The 936-nt window shown below is 65.3% G+C and carries 1 protein-coding gene; it reads right to left on the bottom strand.

Annotated features, from left to right (window positions below; genetic code table 11):
• Nucleotides 1-20: 20 nt before the first annotated feature.
• Nucleotides 21-936 (bottom strand): IS66 family transposase (tnpC, locus tag G5B31_RS20925; protein WP_165020118.1); only part of this gene is annotated, 916 nt, incomplete at its 5' end.

The following is a 936-nucleotide window of genomic DNA, read 5'->3' as shown; positions in this document are numbered from 1 at the left end:
GTAAGCGTCCGGTCTGACCGCTATCTGTTCCAGCGCCAAGGCAGCAGGTCATCGACCTTTGTGATCTTGTAATCAGGGATACGGGCCAGGGTGTCGGCGAGCCAGGCGTGGGGATCGATGGCGTTGAGCTTGGCCGTTTCGATCAGGGTGTAGGCGATGGCGGCGGCTTTGCCGCCTGCCTCGGAGCCGACGAAGAGATAGTTCTTGCGGCCGAGGGCGATGGTTCGCATGCAGCGTTCGGCGGCGTTGTTGTCCAACTCTATGATGCCGTGGTCGAGATAGGGGCGCAGGCGCTCCATGCGGGTCAGGGCATAGCGGATGGCGGCCGCGAGCGGGGACTTGCCAGAGATCGTGGTGAGTTGCAGGGCCAGCCAGACCTCCAGGTTGTCGAAGACCGGGGCCGCATGTGCTTTGCGAAGTTCGACCCGGACATCCGGTGGCAAACCTCTGGCCTCTTTCTCGACGGCGTAGAGTTGCGCGATCCTGCCGATGGCTTCTTCGGCGATCGGGGAACCCTGCGAGCGGTGAATGTCGACGAACTTGCGCCTGACATGGGCCATGCAGGCGACCTCGCGGATGGCGCCGGTTCGGTAGAGGTCTTCAAACCCGGCATAGCCGTCGGCATGCATCCAGCCGCGGTATCGGGCGAGGTGATCCTTCGGGTGCTGGCCCTTGCGGTCGCCGGAGAACCTATACCAAGCAGCGGGCGGGGCCGCGCCGCCCCAGGGTCGTTCATCGCGGGCATAGGTCCAGAGCCGTGCCGTCTGGGTCTTGCCGGTGCCGGGGGCCAGCATGCTGACCGGCGTGTCGTCTGCGAAGATCGCCTCAGCCGACAGAACATGGCGGCCGATGGCGTCGGCCAGGGGTTCCAGCAGGGCGGTGGTCTTGCCGACCCAGTCGGCCAGCGTCGAGCGATCAAGATCAAGGCCTTCGCGG

Source organism: Rhodobacter sp. SGA-6-6 (assembly GCF_011043545.1).
Classification (GTDB): Bacteria; Pseudomonadota; Alphaproteobacteria; order Rhodobacterales; family Rhodobacteraceae; genus Pseudogemmobacter.
This window is presented reverse-complemented; position numbering and strand designations above follow the sequence as displayed.